Annotated in this window: 16 protein-coding genes; 7 read left to right on the top strand and 9 right to left on the bottom strand. The window is 68.0% G+C overall.

All coding sequences use genetic code 11. The annotated features are described in order from the left end of the window. Positions 1 to 93: 93 nt before the first annotated feature. Both metK and lnt read right to left on the bottom strand, forming a co-directional pair. Positions 94 to 1,281 (bottom strand): methionine adenosyltransferase, encoded by a 1,188-nt coding sequence (gene metK, locus ACFSGX_RS07595; RefSeq protein WP_157177518.1) that lies wholly within the window; start codon positions 1,279 to 1,281, stop codon positions 94 to 96. An 81-nt stretch (positions 1,282 to 1,362) separates the two neighbouring features. Further along, positions 1,363 to 2,862 (bottom strand): apolipoprotein N-acyltransferase, encoded by a 1,500-nt coding sequence (lnt, locus tag ACFSGX_RS07590; protein WP_380928803.1) that lies wholly within the window; start codon positions 2,860 to 2,862, stop codon positions 1,363 to 1,365. A 267-nt stretch (positions 2,863 to 3,129) separates the two neighbouring features. Here lnt and recA point away from each other — a divergent pair, with 267 nt between their 5' ends. From recA to alaS, 4 genes are all read left to right on the top strand, one after another. After that, positions 3,130 to 4,194 carry a recombinase RecA gene (gene recA, locus ACFSGX_RS07585; protein ID WP_380928802.1) on the top strand — a complete coding sequence of 355 codons (1,065 nt, stop codon included), beginning with the start codon at positions 3,130 to 3,132 and terminating at the stop codon, positions 4,192 to 4,194. Positions 4,195 to 4,327: 133 nt separating this feature from the next. Further along, positions 4,328 to 4,585, top strand: coding sequence for a hypothetical protein (locus ACFSGX_RS07580; RefSeq protein ID WP_380928801.1), 258 nt, complete (start codon positions 4,328 to 4,330; stop codon positions 4,583 to 4,585). A gap of 242 nt (positions 4,586 to 4,827) precedes the next feature. Beyond that, positions 4,828 to 5,454 (top strand): glutathione S-transferase family protein, encoded by a 627-nt coding sequence (locus ACFSGX_RS07575; protein ID WP_380928799.1) that lies wholly within the window; start codon positions 4,828 to 4,830, stop codon positions 5,452 to 5,454. Between the two features lie 49 nt (positions 5,455 to 5,503). Then, complete coding sequence (alaS, locus tag ACFSGX_RS07570; protein ID WP_380928798.1) at positions 5,504 to 8,164, top strand: alanine--tRNA ligase; 2,661 nt, start codon at positions 5,504 to 5,506, stop codon at positions 8,162 to 8,164. A gap of 18 nt (positions 8,165 to 8,182) precedes the next feature. On the opposite strand, the gene ACFSGX_RS07565 is transcribed toward alaS, so the two are convergent. The 3 genes from ACFSGX_RS07565 to ACFSGX_RS07555 all read right to left on the bottom strand — a co-directional run bounded on the left by ACFSGX_RS07565 (position 8,183) and on the right by ACFSGX_RS07555 (position 12,465). Beyond that, complete coding sequence (locus tag ACFSGX_RS07565; protein ID WP_380928797.1) at positions 8,183 to 8,560, bottom strand: hypothetical protein; 378 nt, start codon at positions 8,558 to 8,560, stop codon at positions 8,183 to 8,185. Positions 8,561 to 8,574: 14 nt separating this feature from the next. Next, the gene (mfd, locus tag ACFSGX_RS07560) at positions 8,575 to 12,039 is read right to left on the bottom strand and encodes a transcription-repair coupling factor (protein WP_380928796.1); all 3,465 of its coding nucleotides are present in this window, start codon (positions 12,037 to 12,039) and stop codon (positions 8,575 to 8,577) included. Between the two features lie 159 nt (positions 12,040 to 12,198). Next, on the bottom strand, positions 12,199 to 12,465 hold the full coding sequence (locus ACFSGX_RS07555; RefSeq protein ID WP_380928794.1) for an FAD assembly factor SdhE: 267 nt from the start codon (positions 12,463 to 12,465) through the stop codon (positions 12,199 to 12,201). 76 nt (positions 12,466 to 12,541) lie between these two features. Between ACFSGX_RS07555 and recG the strand changes: the two genes are divergently transcribed. After that, a complete protein-coding gene (gene recG, locus ACFSGX_RS07550; protein ID WP_380928793.1) occupies positions 12,542 to 14,602 on the top strand; it encodes an ATP-dependent DNA helicase RecG in 2,061 nt (686 codons plus the stop codon). Between the two features lie 75 nt (positions 14,603 to 14,677). Here the strand turns inward: recG and ACFSGX_RS07545 are convergent, their stop codons facing one another. From ACFSGX_RS07545 to ACFSGX_RS07530, 4 genes are read right to left on the bottom strand one after another with little or no spacing between them, the layout of a single operon-like run. Further along, positions 14,678 to 15,484, bottom strand: coding sequence for a hydrolase 1, exosortase A system-associated (locus tag ACFSGX_RS07545; RefSeq protein WP_380928791.1), 807 nt, complete (start codon positions 15,482 to 15,484; stop codon positions 14,678 to 14,680). Beyond that, positions 15,469 to 16,173, bottom strand: a complete 705-nt coding sequence (locus ACFSGX_RS07540) for an alpha/beta hydrolase family protein (RefSeq protein ID WP_380928789.1) — start codon at positions 16,171 to 16,173, stop codon at positions 15,469 to 15,471. Before ACFSGX_RS07540 ends, ACFSGX_RS07545 begins: the two co-directional genes overlap by 16 nt. Next, positions 16,170 to 16,436, bottom strand: coding sequence for an acyl carrier protein (locus tag ACFSGX_RS07535; protein ID WP_380928787.1), 267 nt, complete (start codon positions 16,434 to 16,436; stop codon positions 16,170 to 16,172). The genes ACFSGX_RS07540 and ACFSGX_RS07535 overlap by 4 nt, the downstream gene beginning before the upstream one ends. Before the next feature lie 26 nt (positions 16,437 to 16,462). Next, positions 16,463 to 17,476: a GNAT family N-acetyltransferase gene (locus ACFSGX_RS07530; RefSeq protein WP_380928786.1), complete on the bottom strand. Its 1,014-nt coding sequence runs from the start codon at positions 17,474 to 17,476 to the stop codon at positions 16,463 to 16,465. 47 nt (positions 17,477 to 17,523) lie between these two features. On the opposite strand from ACFSGX_RS07530, the gene ACFSGX_RS07525 reads away from it, so the two are divergent. After that, positions 17,524 to 19,044: an acyl-CoA ligase (AMP-forming), exosortase A system-associated gene (locus ACFSGX_RS07525; RefSeq protein ID WP_380928784.1), complete on the top strand. Its 1,521-nt coding sequence runs from the start codon at positions 17,524 to 17,526 to the stop codon at positions 19,042 to 19,044. Beyond that, a complete protein-coding gene (locus ACFSGX_RS07520; protein WP_380928782.1) occupies positions 19,041 to 20,288 on the top strand; it encodes a pyridoxal-dependent decarboxylase, exosortase A system-associated in 1,248 nt (415 codons plus the stop codon). The genes ACFSGX_RS07525 and ACFSGX_RS07520 overlap by 4 nt, the downstream gene beginning before the upstream one ends. Positions 20,289 to 20,302 lie beyond the last annotated feature (14 nt).

Here is a 20,302-nt window from a genome sequence, read left to right as displayed (position 1 = left end):
CGTCCGACTTCGCCCGAAACGAAACGGGATCCGGAGTGACAGGCCAAAGCCCGCCACCCCGGATCCCGCATCAGGTCCGCAATGAAGCCGGCCTTAGAAAGCGCGCTTCAGCTCTTCCACCAGGTCCGTCTTCTCCCACGTGAAGAAGTCGCCGTCCGGCTGGCGGCCGAAGTGCCCGTAGGCTGCGGTCCGCGCATAGATCGGCGCGTTGAGCTTCAGATGCGTACGAATGCCCTTCGGCGTCAGGCGCACCAGCTGCGGCAGGATGCGCTCGATCGCCGCTTCGTCCACCTGACCGGTGCCGTGCGTGTCGACATAGAGCGACAGCGGCTCGGCCACGCCGATCGCATAGCTCAGCTGGATCGTCACGCGACGCGCCAGGCCCGCCGCCACGATGTTCTTCGCCATGTAGCGCGTCACATAGGCAGCCGAACGATCGACCTTCGTCGGATCCTTGCCGGAGAATGCGCCGCCGCCATGCGGGGATGCGCCGCCGTAGGTGTCGACGATGATCTTGCGCCCGGTCAGGCCCGCGTCGCCGTCCGGCCCGCCGATTTCGAACAGCCCGGTCGGGTTGACGAAGATCGACTCGTCGCCCGGCATCCAGCCCTCGGGCAGGATCCCGGCCATCACGCCCTTGGCATAGTCACGCAGCATCGCCTGATCGGCGCCCTTGCCGTGCTGCGTCGACACGACCAGCGCGGTCGCGCGGACCGGCTTCTCGTTCTGATATTCGAGCGTCACCTGGCTCTTGGCGTCCGGCTCCAGGAACGGTGCGGCGCCGCTGTGGCGATCCTCCGCCATCTTCTCCAGAATGCGGTGAGCGTAATACAGCGTCGCGGGCATCAGGTCGGGCGTCTCGTCGGTCGCGTAACCGAACATGATGCCCTGGTCGCCGGCGCCTTCGTCCTTGTTGCCGCTCTCGTCCACGCCCTGCGCGATGTGCGCCGACTGCGGATGCAGGTGGTTCGCGAAATCGGCGGTCTGCCAGTGGAACCCTTCCTGCTCGTACCCGATCCGCTTCACGGTCTCGCGCGCGGCGGCCTCGATCTCGTCAAGCGCGCCGGCGGACCAGTTGCCGGCCGTGTCGATCATGCCTTCGCCGCGGACTTCGCCGGCCAGGATGATGCGCTGCGTCGTCACCATCGTCTCGCACGCGACGCGCGCCTGCGCGTCCTTGCCCAGGAACAGGTCGACGACCGCATCTGAGATCTGGTCGGCAACCTTGTCGGGATGGCCTTCGGAGACACTTTCGGAAGTGAACAGGAACGTATCGCGCATGGGTAAAAGCAGCCTTTCCAGTAGAACGGGCGTCGTAGAAGACACCGCATATAAAGATATAAAGCTATCCTTATATCTGCCTTAGCCGCGCTTCGACCGCCGCGCAATCGCGGCAATGGCCAACAGTGCCAATGCCACCATGAGCGGCAACAGGTTGCCGAACAGCGCGAACGGCGTCGCCGCGAACGGCGCGGGCAGGGTGGTATCGATCGCGCCGGCGCGGTGCGTCGGGATCGTGCGGACCAGTCGCCCGGCGGGATCGATCAGCGCGGAAATGCCGTTCGGCGTCGCACGCACGACCGGCAACCCCTCCTCGATCGCGCGCAACCGTGCCTGCGCCAGATGCTGCGGCGGGCCCCACGCGCCGAACCACGCATCGTTCGACGGGTTGAAGATGAAGTCGGGCCGGTTCGCGCGATCCACCACATGGCCGGAGAAAATGATCTCGTAACAGATTTGCACGCCGATCTTGCCGAACCCCGGCAGCGCGAACGATCGCGGCCCCGGACCCGGCCAGAAATCGATATCGCCCGGTACCAGCCGCGACAGCCCGATCGGCGACAGCAGCGCGCGCATCGGCAGATATTCGCCGTACGGCACAAGATGCGCCTTGTCGTAACGGTGCAGCAACCGCCCGCGCGCATCCATGACGAACAGGCTGTTGCGGGCCCCGATCACATTGTCCCGGTCGTCACGTTCCAGCCGCGTCCCGCCGGTCACCAGCAGGTCGCCGGGGCGCAAAAGCCCGGTCAGCGCCTCGCGCGCCAGCCGGTCGGTCTCCAGATAATATTCGACCGCCGCCTCCGGCCAGAACAGCAGCCGCGGCGGCGCATCCGCAGCCGGCCGATGCGACAGCGCGCCGAGTTTCAGCAGCCCGTCATAGGCATAGTCGGGCTCGTTGCGGGCATCCTGGTCGATGTTCGGCTGCACCACATGGATCGCGCGGCCCGTGTCGCGCGCCGCCGGCGTGGGGGTCAGCGACAGCGCGAGCGGCAGGACCGCGGCGGCCGCCGTCGTCCCCGGCTTGCGCAACGCCGCCGCCAGCACCGCACCGCCCGCCAGCACCATCAGGGCGGACAGCCCGTAGGTCCCGATATAGCGTGCCGCCTGCGCCGTCGGCAGGCCCATCCATGCAACCCCAAGCGGGTTCCACGCAAACCCGGTGAACAGCGACGCCCGCACCCACTCGGTCAGCGGCCAGATGCCCGCGAACGCAAAGATCAGCGGCATCGTCCGCCGTCCGCCCGCCAGCCACGCGACCGCCGCCGCGATCGCCGGAAACACCGCGAGGTAGATCGACAGCAGCCCCACCGCGAGCCAGCCGAGCCACGCCGGCATCGTCGCCTGATACGTAAACGCCGTCGCGATCCAGTTCAGCCCGAGCGCGAACTGCCCCAGCCCGAACCACCAGCCGATCGCCGCCGCCTGCCGCACCCCGTGCGCCTGGGTCAGCAGGTACAGCAGCCCCCCCAGCGCACCGATCGTCAGCGGCCACGCCCCCAGCGGCGCGAACCCGGTGGCCGACACCAGCCCCAGCAAGCCCGCGACCAGCGCGCGCTGCATCGGCGACGTCCGCGTCATGCGGTAACCCGGTTGGCGGACATCGGCGCTCTCCTTCGCGCCGCCGCTAGCCGATCCGCGCGGCCGATGGAACAGGTCCCATACATCGTCATCCCGGGCTTGATCCGGGATCCCGCTTCTTATCCACGCCCGACTGTGCGAAACGAAACCACGACCACACTCCAACAAACCGCCAACGCGGCGCCGTTCCCTACTTGTTCCAACAGAACAAAGCGCGTACATGGAAAGTCCTGTCCGGACTGGACCTGACATGCGGGGATCGACACCATGGCGGCGCAACTGAAGCTTATCGGATCCGAGAAGGAAAAGGCCGACATGGACAGGCAGAAGGCGCTCGACGCCGCGCTGGCGCAGATCGATCGCGCATTCGGCAAGGGCTCCGCGATGAAGCTGGGCAGCAAGGAAGCGGTCGAAATCGAAGCCGTCTCCACCGGTTCGCTCGGGCTCGACATCGCGCTCGGCATCGGCGGCCTGCCCAAGGGCCGCGTGATCGAGATTTACGGCCCCGAATCGTCGGGCAAGACCACGCTGGCGCTCCACGTCATCGCCGAATCGCAGAAGGCGGGCGGCACCGCCGCGTTCGTCGACGCCGAACATGCGCTCGACCCCAGCTACGCCCGCAAGCTCGGCGTCGACACGAACGAACTGATCGTGTCGCAGCCCGATAATGGCGAGCAGGCGCTAGAAATCACCGACACGCTGATCCGGTCGAACGCGATCGACGTGCTTGTCGTCGATTCGGTCGCGGCGCTCGTGCCCCGCGCGGAAATCGAGGGCGAGATGGGCGACAGCCATGTCGGCCTCCAAGCTCGTCTCATGAGCCAGGCGCTCCGCAAGATCACCGGCTCGATCAGCCGGTCGAAGACGCTCGTCATCTTCATCAACCAGATCCGCATGAAGATCGGCGTGATGTACGGCTCGCCCGAGACGACCACCGGCGGCAACGCGCTCAAATTCTACGCCTCGGTCCGGCTCGACATCCGCCGCATCGGCCAGATCAAGGACCGTGACGAAATCGTCGGCAACACGACCCGCGTGAAGGTCGTGAAGAACAAGGTCGCGCCGCCGTTCAAGCAGGTCGAATTCGACATCATGTACGGCGAAGGCATCTCCAAGATGGGCGAGCTGCTCGACATCGGCGTCAAGGCCGGCGTCGTCGAGAAGTCCGGTGCCTGGTTCAGCTACGACTCGATCCGCATCGGCCAGGGCCGCGAGAACTCGAAGACCTACCTTAAGGAGCATCCGGACGTCGCCGTCCGCCTCGAAAAGGCGATCCGCGACAACGCAGCCGGCGTCGCCGAACAGATGATGACCGGACCCGAAGAGGACTGATCTTCGCCCCTCCGACCGACCACCCGGCCGCGCTTCCACCAGGAGGCGCGGCCGGTTTGGTATCGGGCGGAACCCGACTTGTAGGGAAACCCGATCCGCGTCATTCTCCGGTTACCAACCAGAGGAACACGCCATGCGTATCCTGCCCCTGCTGCTGACACTTGCCCCCATCGCCGCAAGCGCCGCGCCACCGGTTCTGCCGACGCCGTCGATCGGCGCAGACCCCAAACACTGCCAGGAAATGGAAGTCCGCAAGACCGCCGACTCGAAATCCGGCAAGGCCCAGAAGCTGGCCGACCTTCCGCCGGCCAACCATTATCTCGCCGTTGATCGCCGTATCGATCACTGCCGCGCGCCGATCATTATCAGCACCGGCATCGGAAAACGCTGACCGACTCGAGAGACTCCTCGCCGAAACTGCGAAATCCTGAGCCCCCACAGACCCCCCCCGCATCTTTTTCGGGCCGAGATCGCTTTTGCTCATGACGCCCGGAAATCGGGTCGTCGCCGCGCCGGATCGTCCGACCGCGAAACCGTAGGACATCGCTTTCCTACACGGACTCCGATCGCCATCGTCTTTGCCCCGTCACCCCCGAACCCCGCAGTCACCCCGCAGCCACAGGCCCGCCAAAAATGACCATCATCGTCCACCACCTCGAAAATTCGCGGTCGCAGCGTATCCTCTGGCTGCTCGAGGAACTCGACCTCGCCTACGAGGTGAAGCGCTACGAACGCGATCCCAAGACGATGCTGGCCCCTCCCGAACTCAAGGCCGTCCACCCGCTCGGCAAGTCCCCGGTCATCGTCGACAAAGGCCGCGTCATCACCGAAACCGGCGCGATCGTAGAGTATCTGGTCGAACGGGCAGGGGGACGGCTCGGCGCACCCGGCAACCGTGACGCGGCGCTCCGCTACCGGCAGTTTCTCCATTACGCCGAAGGCTCGATGATGCCGCCGCTCCTCGCGCTGCTGGTGCTCGGCAAGCTCGGCGTCCTGGGCCTTCCCGCCCGCAAGCCGGTGCAGGCGATGATGGACACCCATCTCGACTGGCTCGAGACCGAACTCGGCTCCCGCCCGTGGTTCGCCGGCGCGGATTTCAGCGCGGCCGACGTCATGATGAGCTTCCCGATCGAGGCCTGCCGCTCCCGCGCCGGGCTCGACGGCAGCCGCCCGCATTTGATCGACTGGCTCGAACGCTGCCACGCCCGGCCCGCCTATGGCCGCGCCTTGGAACGCGGCGGGCCCTATGCCTATGCGTGACTGACCGATTTGCTTGAGTAGCGGCGGGTCGTCGATTAAGCCGCTCGGCATGACATCGACCAACGATATTCGCCGTTCCTTCCTCGATTATTTCGCGGGGAGCGGCCACCGCATCGTCCCCTCGGCGCCACTCGTGCCGCAGAACGATCCGACGCTGATGTTCGTCAACGCCGGGATGGTGCCGTTCAAGAACGTCTTCACCGGCCTCGAAACGCGCCCCTACGTCACCGCCACCTCGTCGCAGAAATGCGTCCGGGCCGGCGGCAAGCACAACGATCTCGACAATGTCGGCTACACGGCGCGGCACCATACCTTCTTCGAAATGCTCGGGAATTTCTCGTTCGGGGACTATTTCAAGGAACAGGCGATCACCCACGCCTGGACCCTGCTGACCCGCGACTGGGGGCTCGATCCGAACCGCCTGACCGCCACCGTCTACCACACCGATGACGAGGCGTTCGACCTGTGGCGCAAGATCGCCGGCCTTCCGGAACAGCGGATCATCCGCATCCCGACCTCCGACAATTTCTGGGCGATGGGCGATACCGGCCCCTGCGGTCCGTGCTCCGAAATCTTCTACGACCACGGCGACCACATCCCCGGCGGCCCTCCCGGCAGCCCGGACGAGGACGGCGACCGCTTCGTCGAGATCTGGAACCTGGTGTTCATGCAATATGACCAGGTGACGAAGGACGACCGCGTCGCGCTGCCACGCCCGTCGATCGACACCGGGATGGGCCTCGAACGCATCGCCGCGGTGATGCAAGGCGTGACCGACAACTACGATACGGACACGTTCAAGGCGCTGATCGCCGCTTCCTGCGACCTGACCCGGACCGCCGCGACAGGTGAGACCAAGGCGTCGCACCGCGTCATCGCCGATCATCTGCGAGCCGCCGGCTTCCTCGTCGCGGACGGCGTCCTGCCCGCCAACGAAGGCCGCGGCTATGTCCTGCGCCGCATCATGCGCCGCGCGATGCGCCACGCCCATCTGCTCGGCGCGGCCGAACCGCTTATGCACCGTCTGGTGCCGAGCCTCGTCGCCGAAATGGGCGTCGCCTATCCCGAACTGGTCCGCGCCCAGCCGTTGATCGAAGAGACGCTGAAGCTCGAGGAAACCCGCTTCCGCCAGACGCTCGCCAACGGACTGCGCCTGCTCGACGATGCTACCGCCGACATGGCGGCCGACGGCGAATTGCCCGGCCAGGTCGCGTTCAAGCTATACGACACGTTCGGCTTCCCCTACGACCTGACCGAGGACGCCTTGCGCGCCCAGGGCCGCACCGTCGACCGCGCCGGTTTCGACAGCGCCATGGCCGAGCAGAAGGCCGCCGCCCGCGCCGCGTGGAAGGGCTCCGGCGAGAAGGCATCGGACGAGATCTGGTTCGACATCGTCGAGGAGCTCGGCGGAACCGAGTTCACCGGCTACAGTAACCATGCAGGCGAGGCGAAGGTCGTCGCGATTCTGCGCGAAGGCGAGCGGGTTCCGCGCGCCGAGACCGGCGACGCCGTCACCATCCTGACCAACCAGACGCCGTTCTACGCGGAAAGCGGCGGCCAGGTGGGCGACACCGGCACGATCACGTCCGATACCGGCCTGCACGCCGCGGTCGCCGACACCGGCAAGCCGCTCGGCCGCCTGCACGCGCACCGCGCGCGGATCGAGGGCGGCAGTGTCGCGGTCGGCGATACCGTGCGCCTCGCGGTCGACGTCGCCCGCCGCGGCCGGATCCGCGCCAACCACAGCGCGACGCATCTCCTCCACGCCGCGCTCCGCGACCGGCTCGGCGGCCATGTCGCGCAGCGCGGCAGCCTCGTTGCGCCCGAACGGCTGCGGTTCGACTTCTCGCAGCCGCGCCCGCTGACGCCCGAGGACATCGCGGTCGTCGAAGCCGACGTAAACCGTCACATCCGCGAGAACGACGTCGTCACCACGCGCCTGATGACGCCGGACGAGGCGATCGCGGAGGGCGCGATGGCGCTGTTCGGCGAGAAATATGGCGACGAGGTCCGCGTCCTGTCGATGGGCCGTACCGAGGACGGCACCTATTCGATCGAGCTGTGCGGCGGCACGCATGTCGCGGCACTCGGCAATATCGGCCTGTTCAAGATCATCGGCGAAACCGCCGTCTCGTCGGGCATCCGCCGGATCGAGGCGCTGACCGGCGAGGCCGCGCGTCTTTGGCTGACCGCCCGCGACGAACGGCTGCGCGAGATCGCAACGACGCTGCGCACCGGGCCGGAGGATCTCCCGGCGCGGGTCCAGGGACTGATTGATGATCGCAAGCGACTCGAGCGCGAACTGGCGGAGGCGAAGAAGGCGCTTGCGACCGGCGGCGGTGCTACAACCGACGCCGCTCCGACCGAGATGGTCGCGGGTGTGCCGTTCGTCGCCCAGACGCTGCAGGACTTCGATCCGAAGGGCCTCCGCGGACTGGTTGACGAGGCCAAGCAGCGGATCGGGTCGGGCATCGTCACGATCGTGGCGGAGAAAGACGGCCGCGGCACGGTTGCAGTCGGGGTGACCGCCGATCTGGTCGATCGGTTCAGCAGCGTCGTGCTGGTTAAGGCTGCAGTCGCGGCGTTGGGCGGGCAGGGTGGCGGTGGCCGTCCCGACATGGCGCAGGGCGGTGGGCCGGATGGCGCCGCAGCCCCGGCAGCGATCGACGCCGTCCGTGCGGCCCTGACGAACGATACGGTCGCCGCGTAACGGCGGCGACCGACTGGCTCAGCGGGTCTGCCGCGCGCCCGTGTTCTGAACCACGGCGCGGGGCGGCAGCGTGCAGCGCGGCAGTTTCAAGGACGCGAGGTCCTTGCACGGCCGGACCTGGACCGACTGGTCCTGCCCGATAAACACGCCGTAGTCGGCCCCGCGGCCGCAGCGAGCGTTCCAGACCGACAGGTTGCGCCACGTGCCGCGGCGCAGATCCTGCGACACACGGTCGCACCACAGGTTGCTGTCGAGGATCGCCCGGCGCAGCACGGCGCGGCGTGGGACGTCCTTCAACGACGCCAGCTTGTCGCTGAACGGGTTGGCCACCGGCCGCTGCGCGACCGCGGGGGTCGCGAGTACCAGCATGGCCGCCAGACCAAATATCGGTTTCATCAGCTTCACTCCCGTCAGATGGTGAGGATCTTCGCCAAACCCTTGGACAGTTGCAACGCTCCATGCAGGCGCGCCTTCGGGTCCGGCCAGGGGCGGGTGATGACCAGCTTGTTGTCGGGGCGCAGCTTGGCCGTCCCCTTCAGCCGATCAACATAGGCGAGCAGCCCCGGAATGTCCGGGAAGCGATCGTCGTGGAAGCTGACCAGCGCGCCGCGCGGCCCGGCGTCGAGCTTCGCCACGCACGCCTTGCGGCAGTTCAGCTTGGTCTCGATCACCGTCAGCAGGTTCTGCGTTGCGTCCGGCAACGGCCCGAACCGGTCGATCAGTTCGGCGGCGAACGCCTCGATCGCGGTCTTGTCGTCGAGCTCGTTCATGCGGCGGTACAGGCCCATCCGCAGGTCGAGATCGATGACATAGTCGTCGGGCAGCAGGATCGGCGCATCGATCGTGATCTGCGGCGAGAAATGGTCGCGCACGCGGTCGTCGCGGAGCGATCCAGCTTTCGCCTCGACGATCGCCTCCTCCAGCATCGACTGGTAGAGTTCGAACCCGACTTCCTTGATGTGCCCGGACTGCTCGTCACCGAGGAGGTTGCCCGCGCCGCGGATGTCGAGATCATGACTTGCCAGCTGGAACCCGGCGCCGAGCGTGTCGAGGTTCGACAGGATGTGCAGCCGCTTCTCCGCCGTATCAGTGATGGTCCGCGTGGCGGGCGTGGTGAGGTAGGCGTAGGCGCGTGTCTTGGCGCGGCCGACGCGGCCGCGGATCTGGTACAGCTGCGCCAGCCCGAAACGGTCCGCGCGGTGGACGATCATCGTGTTGGCGGACGGGATGTCGAGCCCCGATTCAATGATGGTGGTCGACACGAGCACCTCGAACTTGCGGTCGTAGAACGCGGACATCCGCTCCTCCACGTCGCTTGCCGCCATCTGGCCGTGCGCGATGACGTAGCGGACCTCGGGCACCTCGCGGCGCAGGAAATCCTCGATATCGGGTAGGTCCGCGACGCGCGGCGTGACGAAGAAACTCTGCCCGCCGCGATAATGCTCGCGCAGCAACGCCTCGCGCACCACGACCGGATCCCACGGCATGACATAGGTCCGCACCGCCAGCCGATCGACCGGCGGCGTCTGGATGACGGACAGTTCGCGCAGGCCCGACATCGCCATCTGCAACGTGCGCGGGATCGGTGTGGCCGTCAGCGTCAGCTGGTGGACGTTGGTCTTGAGCGCCTTCAACCGTTCCTTGTGGGTCACGCCGAATCGCTGTTCCTCGTCGACGATGACGAGGCCGAGCCGCTTGAAATCGATGTTCTTGGCGAGCAGCGCATGCGTGCCGATCACGATATCGACCGTGCCGTTGGCCAGCCCTTCCTTGGTCTGGCGGACTTCCTTCGCGGTCACCAGTCGGGACAGCCGGCCGATGTTCATCGGGAAACCCTGGAACCGGTCGACGAAGTTCATGAAATGCTGGCGCGCGAGCAGCGTGGTGGGACACACGACCGCAACCTGCATTCCGGCGAGCGCGGCGACGAACGCGGCACGCAACGCGACCTCGGTCTTACCGAACCCGACGTCGCCGCAGATCAGACGGTCCATCGGTCGCCCGGCGGACAGATCGGCAAGCACGTCGACGATCGCGGCGTCCTGATCCTCGGTCTCCTGGTACGGGAAACGCGCGGTGAACTCGGCATAGCCACCCGGATCCACCTCCAGCACGTCGGCGGGGCGGAGCGCGCGCGCGGCGGCGGTCGCCATCAGGTCGCCCGCAATCTCGCGGATGCGCTCCTTCATCCGGCTCTTGCGCGCCTGCCACGCGACGCCGCCGAGCCGGTCGAGCCCGACGCCGTCCTCCGCGTTGCCGTAGCGCGACAGGATGTCGATATTCTCGACCGGCACGTACAGCTTGTCGCCGCCGGCATAGCTCAGCATCACGCAGTCATGCGGCGACGCGCCGACCGGAATCGAGGTCAGCCCCTCGTAGCGGCCGATGCCGTGGTCCATGTGGACGACGAGGTCGCCCGGCGTCAGTGTCGCGAGTTCGGCAAGGAACGCATCGGCCGACTTCTTGCGCTTCGGCCGGCGGACCAGCCGGTCGCCCAGCATGTCCTGTTCGGTCAGGACAGCGACGTCGGGCGTCGTGAAACCGTGATCGAGGGGCACGACCGCGAGCGACACGCCGCCCTTCGCCTTGCCCAGTGCCTCCTGCCAGCTTTCGGCCAGCGAGAATGTCTCCAGCCCGTGATCGCGCAACAGGCCGGAGAAGCGGTCGCGCGATCCCTTGGTGTAGCTTGCCAGCACGACCTTGCGCTTCTGCTTCCGCAGCGCCGCGAGATGATCGACGACCGCGTCGTAGATGTTGACCTGCTGCGACCGTTCCGGCGCGAAATCGCGCGCCGGGTCGACGCCGAAATCCAAGACGCTGGCGCTTGCCGGTTCGTGGAACGGCGCGATCAGGTGGACCGGGCGCTCGGCGATCGCGGCCTGCCAGTCCTTGGGACTTAGATACAGCGTGTTGGGCGCAAGCGGGCGGTAGCTACCCGGGTCGGACGACTGCGCCCGGACGCGGTTGGTATGATAGTCGGAGATCGCCTCGAACCGCGTCTCGACCGACGGATCGGCGGAAGCATCGCGCACGACGATGTCGTCGTCGGACAGGTGATCGAACAAAGTCGCCAGCCGTTCCTCGAACATCGGGAGCCAATGCTCCATGCCCGCCAGCCGCCGGCCTTCGCTGATCGCCTGGTACAGCGGATCGCCCGTCGCGCTGGCGCCGAACCGTTCGCGGTATGCGCCGCGGAAACGCTTGATCGTCTCTTCGTCCAGCAACGTCTCGGATGCGGGCAGCAGCGTGAAGCCGTCGATCCGGCCGATCGTGCGTTGGTCGGTGATATCGAACTGCCGGACGCTCTCGATCTCGTCCCCGAAGAAATCGAGCCGCAACGCGTGCGGCGCGCCGGCCGGCATCAGGTCGACCAGCCCGCCGCGGACCGCATACTCACCGGCATCCGCGACCGTATCGGTGCGGACATAGCCATTGGCCTGCAACAACGCCGCCAACCGGTCGCGCCCGATCCGCTCGCCGGGTGCGAGCTTGGCGACCAGTTGCCGCACGCGAAACGGGGTGAGCGTCCGCTGGGTCGCGGCGTTGGCGGTGGTGACGAGCAGCTGCGGCTTGGTCGTCTTCTCCTGCAACGCATAGAGCGCGGCCAGCCGTTCGGAGGTGGACCGCAATGAGGGCGAGGCGCGGTCGTAGGGCAGGCAGTCCCACGCCGGATACTGAATGACCTCAAGTTCCGGTGCGAACCAGGTCGCCGCATCGCCCACCGCGCGCATCGCCGCCTCGTCCGACGTCACCAGCACCGCGCGTCCCTTGGCCGCTCGCGCCAGATCGGCGACCAGCGAGGGAAGGAACCCGGTCGGCACGCCCGACAGGGTGAGGGGATGGGTCGCGGTCAGGATCGTCTTCAGGTCGGGCATTCGTGACTTTCGTGAACCCCCCCTCCCTTTCAAGGGAGGGGCCGGGGGTGGGTGCCGCCGCGCAGACGGCGGCTCCTGCGTCGGAGGCCGAACGACACGTCTTCGCGTGCCGACCCACCCCCAGCCCCTCCCGTGAAGGGGAGGGGAGTCATTTGGGCATCACTCAGAGACGGGGATGTAGTCCAGCTTGCGCATCCGTTCGAGCATCGGGCCCTCGTACCGCGTGGGCACTGCGATCGTGCCCAGCGCCCAGCCCATGATCTCGACATCTTCCTCGTCGAGCAGCGCCTCGAACCAGTCGATCTCCTCCAGCGTCCAGCTAGCATGCTCGCGGTCGAAGAAGCCGCCGATCAGCATGTCGGCTTCCTTCGTGCCGCGATGCCATGCGCGAAACCGCTGGCGCTTGATGCGGGTGGTGACGTCCATTCTGGTCCCAACGCGAATAAGCCGGCGGACGTCTTGGCGAACGTCCTCGGCGGGGTCTATGGGCACGCAGATAGTCATGCGACCCGATATACTCAATCCGCTGTTCACAGATGTAGAGTCGCTCAAGGGCGTCGGCGCGGCCTTATCCAAGCCGCTGGCGAAGCTCGGCCTGTCGCGCCCGGTCGACCTGCTGTTCGATCTGCCGACCGGTTATATCGATCGCACCGCCGTGCCCGAACTCGACGTGGTCGATGTCGGCCGCGTGGTGACGGTGGTGGTGACGCCGACCGAACACCGGCTCGGCAACGGCCCGCGCAGTCCGTCGCGGGTGATCGCGACCGACCCGGCGGGCAATATCGTGGCGCTGGTGTTCTTCCGCGCCAATGCCGGGATGGCCAAGGCGCTGCTGCCGATCGGCGAGACGCGCGCGGTGTCCGGCAAGCTCGAACATTATGACCAGTGGTTGCAGATCGTCCACCCGGACGTGATGACGCCGGAGGAAGCCGCCGCGCTGCCGCCGCGCGACCCGGTCTATGCGCTGACCGCCGGCCTCACCAACCGCCGGTTGCAGGCGCTGGTGACGCAGGCGGTGGCGCGCGCGCCGGAGTTGCCGGAGTGGATCGAGCCGACGCTACTGGCCAAGAACGACTGGCCGGCGTGGCGCGACGCGCTGGTCCGCGCGCATGCCGATCCGACCGATGCGATGGCCAAGGACCGGCTCGCCTATGACGAGGTGTTCGCCAACCAGCTCGCGCTGATGCTGCTGCGTGCGTCGTCGCGGCGCCGGAAGGGCGTGCCGTTGCAGGGCGACGGCCGACTGCGCGATGCGCTCGAGCTGCCCTATGCGCCGACCGGGGCGCAGGCGCGGTCGATCGCGGAGATCGAGGGCGACCTGGCCCAGCCGCGACCGATGACCCGCCTGCTGCAGGGCGATGTTGGGTCGGGCAAGACGCTGGTCGCGACGATGGCGCTGCTGGCGGCGGTCGAGGCGGGTGCGCAGGGCGCGCTTCTGGCCCCGACCGAGATCCTGGCGCGGCAACATCATGCGACGTTCGTGAAGACGCTGGCCGGCCTGCCGGTGAACGTCGCGATCCTGACCGGGCGCGACAAGGGCCGCGTGCGCGAATCGACGCTGATGGGGCTGGCGGACGGATCGATCGATATCCTGATCGGCACGCACGCGATCTTCCAGGAAGCAGTCTGCTATCGCCGGCTCGGACTGGTGGTGGTGGACGAGCAGCACCGCTTCGGCGTGGCGCAACGGATGCTGTTGCAGGCGAAGGCCGAACGCCCGCCGCACCTGCTCGTCATGACCGCAACGCCGATCCCGCGCACGCTGACGCTCAGCCAATATGGCGAGATGGACGTCAGCCGTTTGGACGAGATGCCGCCGGGCCGCCAGCCGATCGAGACCCGCGTCTTGTCCGGCGCGCGAATCGACGAGATCGCGGACGCGCTGGGGCGGCATGTCGCGTCAGGCGGGCAGGCTTACTGGGTGTGCCCGCTGGTCGAGGAGAGCGAGGTCAGCGACCTGACCGCGGCGGAAAGTCGTGCCGCGACGTTGCGCGAGCGGTTCGGCGACAAGGTCGGGCTGATCCACGGGCGAATGAAGGGTCCGGAAAAGGACGCCGTGATGGCCGCGTTCCAGCGGGCCGAGACGCAGGTGCTGGTCGCGACGACGGTCATCGAGGTCGGCGTCGACGTGCCAAACGCGACGCTGATGATCATCGAGGCCGCGGACCGGTTCGGACTGGCGCAGTTGCACCAGTTGCGCGGGCGAGTGGGGCGGGGGACGGGCAAGTCTACCTGCCTCCTGCTGCGCGGCGACGGGCTGAGCGAGACGAGCAGGGCAAGGCTTGCGCTGATGCGGGAGAGCAACGACGGCTTCCGTATCGCCGAGGAAGATTTGCGACTACGCGGTGCTGGTGAAATGCTCGGTACCCGCCAGTCGGGCGAGGCGCAGTTCCGGATCGCTAGTCCGGAGAAGACCGCCGCGCTAATCGAAACAGCAACGGCCGACGCGCGTCTGCTGGTCGACCGCGATGGTGGCCTGGATGGTCCGCGCGGACAGGCGGCAAGGGTGGCGCTTTACCTGTTCGAACGCGATGCCGCCGTCGGCTTGCTCCGCTCCGGGTAGGATGCGTTCCCCGGCGTAGGCCGGGCCCTAGATGAAACGCGGCCACCCAGGCCGCGGCCTACGCCGGGGACCGGCTTAGGCGTCCGAGGCGAAACGCTCCATTCCGGCGACTACGAAAGCAGCCAGCATCGCGGCGGCGTCCGCGGCAAAGGTGTGTGACGGGCTATCGATCCGCACCACCTCGACCCCATCGCGCACGTTGGCGAAGGCGCGCCCGGACCAGGCGTCATCGAACGCGATCGCGGTCCCGTCAGCCTTCGCCAGCAGGATCGCCAGCGGCCGTCGCCCGGCGGAAAGCGCAGCTGCAATGCGCGTCGGCAGGCTGTCGTCCGCCACCGCACCCAGGCTCGCAACGCCGCGCGCCGCCTTGCGCAGATCGACGCCGCCCGTCAGCAGGCGCTTCCAGAACGCCCCGTCGGTCAGTCGCGCCAGATAATGCGCCCGCACTGCGGCAGGCGGGGGCAGGTCGCCCGCCGGCTCGACGACCCACGGATTGGCGAGCAGCAGCGCATCGAGTTTCGCCGGAGCGTGATGCAGCGCTAGAGCCGTCGCGCCGTCGCAGAGCCCAAACCCGACGACCCGTCCGCCAGCGCCAAGCCGTGAGCGCAACGCATCCGCCGCCGCGGCAATGTCAGGACCGCTTTCAGCGAAGCCCGGATCCTCACCGCCACTGTCACCTACCCCGCGCCGGTCGTAGCGCAGCACCGGCCACCCAGCCGCCGCCACCGCCGCCGCCAGTTGTGCCATCCCGCCATGCGCACCGGCGCGGATTTCGGTCCCGCCGCCAACGATCAGCAGACCGGCAGGAGCACGTTCATCGGCAGTATCGAGCGTCGCGGCGACTAGATCGCCCGCACAGTCGATGGTCAGGAATTCGCGCATGTCGCCGCCATCCGATCAATATCCTGCGCGATGGCCTTGGCCATGGCACGGTCGCGCCCCGGTTCCGCGCGGCGCCACATGGGCGATCCGGGCAAGCGTTCGTCCGCGCCCTTGCCGTCCTCCGCCAACCGCACGACCCGCGCAGCTCCGGCCGGCAACGCACCGGCCAGCGGTCCAGCAAGACCAGTCGCCAATGCGGTCCCGGCGAACACCGGCCCCGAAATCGGTGCCCCGGACGTCGCCGCCATCCGCTGCGCCCGGCCCAGTTCGCGCAGCACGGTCGCGCCTTCGACGGGTGTCATGCGCCATCGACCCGCAACATCTGCAGGCTCAGGCGCATCGTCCAGCAATGCCCCGCCACGGAACGAGGCGATCATCGCCGGTCGGCCCGTCGCCACGTGCAGCAGCGCCGCACTCGCCGCGACCATCGCCCGCCAGTCGGCCAGCGTCGCCACGGCGAACGGTGTCAGGCTTTCCCCGGTGCCCGGCAGATCGGGCAGCGCGCTACCGCGGCCGAGCACCGCCAGTTCAGCCATCACGTCGGCGAGCAACCGCCGGCACCGGTTCGCCTCGCCGAACAGCGGCGGGACAAGCAGGACGGCGGCGGTATCGCCCGAACCGACGATGCGCAGATATTCCTCGCGGCCGTGGATCGTCAGGCGCGCGACATCGGCGACGGGATCGCTCAAAGAGCTTTGTTCCGGAGGAAGTGCAGCAGGCTGCCGAACGTCTCCATCATCTCGCCATCGACCTCGTCGTCCTCGACGACGATGCCGAGCCGGTCCTCCAGCTCGGTCAGCAGGCCCGCGACCGCCATCGAGTCCAGCTCGGGCAGCGCGCCGAACAGCGGCGTGGTCGACACGAACGTCGCCACGCGTGCGGCGTCGATCCCCAGCACGTCGGTCAGCACCGATCGCAGGGTCGTCTCGATGATCGCGGCATCCTGGCTCATGGTCTTCTCCAATCGGGTGGCCGGCACTAACCGCCCTTGGCGGTACGGACAAGCGCCGCCGCCCGGGCGCGGACATAGCGCAACAGTGCGGACGGGCTGCTCAACCGGAACAGATACACTCGCCATAGGACCTCGCGGCCGTCCATCCAGTCCGCCTTGTACGGATCGTCGCCGGTCCCGAAATCGATCGTCGCCGGCCGATCGCGGTCGATCACGTGCCGGAACAGCGCGGCGGTCAGAACGGTGCCGGGCGACAGTGGGCGCGCCGACTCGACATAGGCCAGCTTGTGGATCGTCGCATGGCCGCGCTCGACCAGCCACCACTGTGCCGCGACCGGCTCGTCCGCCAGCCAGGCGACCCCCAGCCGCAACGTGCCGGCCGCGCCTTCCTGCTCGACGAGCGTCCGCAGGAGGGCAGGCGATCCTTCGGCGCCTTTCCAGCTGTCGGCATAGACCCGCTCGTAAGCAGCCCACAGGTCGGGATCGAAGCCGTCCGCGATCGCGATCCGAAACGGTGTCGCCTTCGCCTTGCGCTTGGCGGTGTTGCGCAACTGGCCCGGGCGACCCGCCCACCATGCGGCGAAATCGCCCTCGACCGCCGTCGTGCGCCGGATCGTCGCGGGCGTTGCGATCGTGCCCCAACCGGTTGCGCCGAACGCCCGTTCGACCAACGCGCGATCGTCATCGGCCAGCGGAGACAGCGTGATCGAGCGGAACCGCGCCCGGGCCTTCTTTGCGCAGGCGGCGAGCAGCACGTCGTGCGGTCCCTCACCGCCGAAAACCGGCCCGAACCCGAGCGTGTACCAGCAGGCCAGCGCCTCCGCCCGCCCGCCACCGCGGTCGGTCAGGAACAGCCACGCTCGGCTGCCGCTGCATTCGGCACGGATCACGACCGGGCGCAGGTCCGGCAAGTGGGCGGCGATCAACCGAAACCAATCGATCCGATCGAACAGCACCGGCTGCGCATCGCGATCGAGCGCGCCCGCCGCGTCGATCGCGACCGCGTCCAGATCGTCGTAGAGGTGAACGTTAACGAGCATTGCGCTATCCCCGGCAAAAGCGCCGCTGCTGAGTGTAGGGAGGTAGAGTGCAAGTTCCGGTTAATGGACCCGATCCCGTCCCGCAACGGCTCGACCGACTGACGCTGCGCGGCGATCCGGGCGCGCCCGCGCTCGTCGATCGCGACGGGACGCTCGACTACGCGGCGTTCGACGATGCGGTCGGCGTGCTCGCGGCAGCGCTGCGTGCGCGGGCGGCGACGGGGGACCGGATCGCCTGCTGGCTGCCCAAGACGCGGATCGCCTGCCTGCTGCCGCTCGCCTGCGCGCGGGCGGGGCTGGTCCATGTGCCGATCAACCCGCTGTTGAAACGCGCGCAGGTCGCGCACATCCTGGCGGACAGCGGTGCGGTGCTGCTCATCACCCAGCCGGCCAGGCTCGACACGTTACAACCGGGCGACCTCGGGTCCGCCGAGGCGATCGACGCGCTTGCGATCCCGCTCGGTTCCACGACGCTTCCACCCTCTGCTTTGGGAGCAGATGCGCAAACACTGGCCCAGATCCTCTACACCTCCGGATCGACCGGACGGCCCAAGGGCGTCATGCTCAGCCATGCGAACCTGTGGCTGGGCGCGGTCTCGGTCGCGCATTATCTCAGGCTGGCGGGGGACGACCGCGTGCTGGCATTGCTCCCGCTCAGCTTCGACTATGGCCAGAGCCAATTGCTCGCCACATGGGCGGCGGGCGGCTGCGCGTACCCGCTCGATTACCTGACGCCGACCGATGCGGTGAAGGCGGTGGCGAAGGCGGGGATCACCACGCTGGCGGGCGTACCGCCATTGTGGGTTCAATTGGTCGAAGCGAAGTGGCCAGCGGAGGGAGCGCCGACGCTGCGCCGGATCACCAACACCGGCGGGCGGCTGTCCGTCCCGCTCGTCCGTCGGCTGCGCGATCTCTTCCCGGATGCCCGGCTGTTCTCCATGTACGGGCTGACCGAGGCGTTCCGTTCGACCTATCTCGACCCGTCGTTGATCGACAACCATCCGGACTCGATCGGCACCGCCATTCCGTTCGCCGAAATACTGGTCGTGACCCCGGACGGCGCGATCGCCGTGGAAGGGCAACCTGGGGAACTGGTCCATGCCGGGCCGTTAGTGGCACAAGGCTATTGGCAGGATCCCGAGCGTACGGCGTTACGATTTCGGCCCGCTCCAGCGGCGTCGACCCGCGGCGGCATGGCGGTCTGGTCCGGCGATACGGTAATGCGCGACGCGGATGGCCTGCTGCGCTTCGTCGGCCGCGACGACGAGATTATCAAGTCCGCGGGCAACCGGATCAGCCCGACCGAGGTCGAGGAAGCGGCGGTCGCAGCCGGCGCGGCGGAGGCGGTGGCACTCGGCATCGCCGACGAACGGCTCGGCCAGAGCGTCCTGCTCGTCGCGCGCGGGGACGGTGACGACGACCGCTTGCTCTCCGCAATGAAGCGCGACCTACCCAACTTCATGGTGCCGCACCGCGTGATCTGGCGCGACGCCCTGCCGCGCAACGCGAACGGCAAGCTCGACCGCGTCGCGTTAAAGACGGAATATGCCAAGGAAGCCGGCGCATGAAGGCGATGGGCACGGTCCCGGCCGATTTCGACGCGGTGGACGGCGAGCTGCAGATCGCGGGGCAGGGCGTCACCGCCCATGTCGCGGCCGCCGGCGATACGCCGCTGTTCGTCTACGATCTCGCCCGCGTCCGGGCGCAGGTCGCGGCGTTCCGCGCGCACATGCCGCCAGGCGTGTCGCTTCATTATGCGATGAAGGCCAATCCGTGGGCGCCGCTGCTCGCGCGAATGGTGCCGATGGTGGACGGGATCGACGTCGCGTCGGGGGGCGAACTCGCGCTGGCGGTCGCGGCGGGGGCGACGCACATCAGCTTCGCCGGACCCGGCAAGCGCGACCGCGAACTGCGCGCTGCGATCCTGGCCGGCGCGACGCTCAACCTTGAGTCGGAAGGCGAAGCGGAACGCGCGATCGGCATCGCGGCGGAGGAGGGCGTTCGCCCACGACTGGCGGTGCGGGTGAACCCGGACTTCGACCTGCGCGGGTCGGGTATGAAGATGGGGGGCGGGGCCAAGCCGTTCGGTGTTGATGCGGACCGTGCGGCGGCGCTCGTCCGGCGGATCGTCGCGAGCGGCGCGGACTATCGCGGGCTCCACATCTTCGCCGGATCGCAGGCGCTCGATCCGGATGCAATCGCCGATGCGCAGGCGTCTGCGATTGCGTTCGCGGCGGGGGTCAGCCGGGACAGCGAGACGGCGCCGCCGCTCGTCAATCTAGGCGGCGGGTTCGGCATCGCCTACTTTCCGCACGAGACGCCGCTCGATCTCACGGTGATCGGCAGACGGCTGATCAACGCGCTCGCGACCCGCGACCCGGTGCTGGCCGAAACGCGGTTCGCGATCGAACTCGGCCGCTGGCTGGTGGGGGAGGCCGGGGTCTACCTCTCACGCATCGTCGACCGGAAGGACAGCCACGGCGAAACCTTCCTCGTCACCGACGGCGGGCTGCACCACCAACTCGCGGCGTCCGGGAATTTCGGCACGGTCGTGCGACGCAACTATCCGGCGGCGATCGCCACGCGTTTCGGGGCAGAGCCGACCGAGACCGCCAGCATCGTCGGTTGCCTTTGCACGCCGCTGGATCGGCTCGCGGACCGCGTTGCGCTGCCCCGGGCGGAGGTCGGTGATCTGGTCGCGATCTTCATGGCGGGGGCTTACGGCGCCACCGCCAGCCCGGCCGCATTCCTGGGGCACCCCGCACCACTCGAACGGCTGGTCGACGGGGATGCTGCAATCTGTCCCGAATGATGGTAAATTTTGGG

The organism is Sphingomonas arantia, assembly GCF_042682045.1.
Classification (GTDB): Bacteria; Pseudomonadota; Alphaproteobacteria; order Sphingomonadales; family Sphingomonadaceae; genus Sphingomonas_R; species Sphingomonas_R arantia.
This window is presented reverse-complemented; position numbering and strand designations above follow the sequence as displayed.